Annotated in this window: 3 protein-coding genes; 1 reads left to right on the top strand and 2 read right to left on the bottom strand. The window is 74.4% G+C overall.

Features of this window, described 5'->3' with window-relative positions; all coding sequences use genetic code 11:
- Together HGA02_RS16395 and HGA02_RS16390 are read right to left on the bottom strand one after the other, a co-directional pair.
- Window positions 1-873: methionyl-tRNA formyltransferase (locus HGA02_RS16395; RefSeq protein WP_168680176.1), on the bottom strand; the 873-nt coding region annotated here is incomplete at its 3' end.
- Window positions 874-883: 10 nt separating this feature from the next.
- Window positions 884-1,507 carry an HAD family hydrolase gene (locus HGA02_RS16390; protein WP_343035545.1) on the bottom strand — a complete coding sequence of 208 codons (624 nt, stop codon included), beginning with the start codon at window positions 1,505-1,507 and terminating at the stop codon, window positions 884-886.
- Window positions 1,508-1,527: 20 nt separating this feature from the next.
- On the opposite strand from HGA02_RS16390, the gene tyrS reads away from it, so the two are divergent.
- On the top strand, window positions 1,528-2,449 hold a 922-nt coding region (gene tyrS / locus HGA02_RS16385; RefSeq protein ID WP_168680178.1), incomplete at its 3' end, for a tyrosine--tRNA ligase.

Below are 2,449 nucleotides of genomic sequence, written 5' to 3'. Positions count from 1 at the left end.
CAGCCGCTCGGGGTCGGTCCACGTGCGCTGCTTGACGCCCGCGACGGCGACCGAGCGCGCGTGCCCGACCGCGCGCACGAGCTCGGCGAGCGCGTCGGGTGCCGGGGCGCTGTCGTCGGGCAGAGGCGTGACGGGTCCGATCCCGAGCCGCGCGCCGTCGGGGAGCGTCGTCCACGCGCCGGGTGCGGGCGTGCAGCCGCGGATGCGGCGGTCGACGGCGTGCACGGGGTGCGTCCAGCGGACGCGGGCGTCGTCGACCTCGATCTTGGGGGCGTGGCTCACGCCGTCGGCGGGCTGCGGGACGGGGCTGAGGATGCCGTCCTCGATGGCGTCGAGCGTGCGCACGAGCAGGCCGGCGCCCGCGTGCGAGAGGCGGTCGAGCAGGTCGCCGGCGGTGTCGCGGGGGCGCACGGTCTCCGTGAGGGTGCCGAACACGGGTCCGGTGTCGAGGCCCTGCTCGATCCGGAAGGTGGTCGCGCCCGTGACCTCGTCGCCCGCGATGAGGGCGTGCTGCACGGGCGCGGCGCCGCGCCACGCGGGCAGGACGGAGAAGTGCAGGTTGACCCAGCCGTGGGTCGGGACGTCGAGGACGCTCGCGGGCAGGATCGCGCCGTAGGCGACGACGGGCGCCGCGTCGACGGCGAGCTCCTTCAGCCGGGCGACGAACTCCTCGTCGCGGGGCCGCTGCGGGGTGAGGACCTCGACGCCCGCGTCGAGCGCGCGCTCCTTGACGGGGCTGGGGTGCAGGGTGCGGCCGCGGCCCGAGCGAGCGTCCGGTCGGGTGAGGACGGCGACGACGTCGTGACGGGACGCGAGGAGCGCCTCGAGCGACGGCACCGCGGCCGCGGGGGTTCCGGCGAAGAGCAGTCGCATGCGGACGATCCTAGGTGGCGGCGGCGTCGGCTCCCGCGTCGAGCAGGCCGCGTGCGACGAGGTCGCGGCGCAGCGCGGTCGCGTCGGTGAAGACGATCCCGTCGAACCCGACCTCGCGGGCGGCGGTGACGTTGGCCGCCGAGTCGTCGACGAACACCGCCTCGGCGGGGTCGACGCCGAACCGCTGCGCGAGCAGGCGGAAGATGGCCGGGTCGGGCTTGGCGAGCCCCACCTCCCCCGACACGAGCACGCCCTCGAGCAAGCCGATCGCGGGTGCCGCGGGGGCGGCGTGGTGGAACGTCTCCGCGGACCAGTTGGTCAGGCCGAGGAGGCGCACACCGGCCGCGGACAGGTCGCGGACGACGTCGGCGGTGCCCGGGACGGGTCCGGCGAGGGTGTCGGCGAAGTGCCGCACGTAGAGGTCGAGCGCGTGGACGTGCTGCGGGTGCGTCGCGCGCACGGCCTCGCGCGCCTCCGCCCAGGGCCGGCCGGCGTCCTGCCGGTGGTTGAGCGCCGCGAAGTCCACGTCGGCGAAGAACCGGTCGACGTCGGCGCGCGCCATGCGCCCCGCGTACGCCCCGTACGGGTCCCACCGCACGAGGACGTTGCCGAGGTCGAGGACGACGACGCTCACAGCAGGTCCGCCGGGTCGAGCTGGACGCGCAGCGTGCCGCCCTCTCGGACGGCCAGGTGACGCTGTACTGCGGCTTCGACCCGACCGCCCCGAGCCTGCACATCGGCAACCTGGTCCAGATCCTCACCGTGCGCCGCCTCCAGGACGCCGGTCACCGCCCGCTGGCGCTCGTCGGCGGCGCGACCGGGCTCATCGGCGACCCGAAGATGACGGGGGAGCGCACCCTCAACTCCCCGGAGATCGTCGCCGGCTGGGTCGAGCGCATCCGCCGCCAGATCGAGCCGCTGCTGCGGTTCGACGGCCCGGCCGCCGCGACCATGGTGAACAACCTCGACTGGACCGCGCCGCTGTCCGCGATCGACTTCCTGCGGGACGTCGGCAAGCACTTCCGCCTCGGCACGATGCTCGCCAAGGACACCGTGGCCCGCCGGCTCAACAGCGAGCAGGGCATCAGCTTCACCGAGTTCAGCTACCAGATCCTGCAGGGCATGGACTTCCTGGAGCTGCACCGCCGGCACGGCGTGACGCTCCAGACGGGCGGCAGCGACCAGTGGGGCAACCTGCTGTCGGGCGTCGAGCTCATCCGCAAGGTCGAGGGCACCGCGGTCCACGCGCTGACGACGCCGCTCGTGACCAAGGCCGACGGCACCAAGTTCGGCAAGACCGAGGCCGGCACCGTGTGGCTCGACCCCGAGCTCACGACGCCGTACGCCTTCTACCAGTTCTGGCTCAACGCCGACGACGCCGACGTCGTGAAGTACCTGAAGATCTTCACGTTCCGCTCGCAGGAGCAGATCGAGGAGCTCGCCGACGCGGTCGTCCAGCGGCCGGCCGCCCGCGAGGCGCAGCGCGCGCTGGCGCACGACGTCACGTCGCTCGTGCACGGCACCGCCGCGGCGGACAAGGTGGTCGCGGCGAGCCAGGCGCTCTTCGGCCGCGGGT

It is taken from the genome of Cellulomonas septica, assembly GCF_012396155.1.
Classification (GTDB): Bacteria; Actinomycetota; Actinomycetes; order Actinomycetales; family Cellulomonadaceae; genus Cellulomonas; species Cellulomonas septica.
Note: the sequence above shows the minus strand (reverse complement) of the source record. Positions and strands in the feature narration are given on the sequence as shown.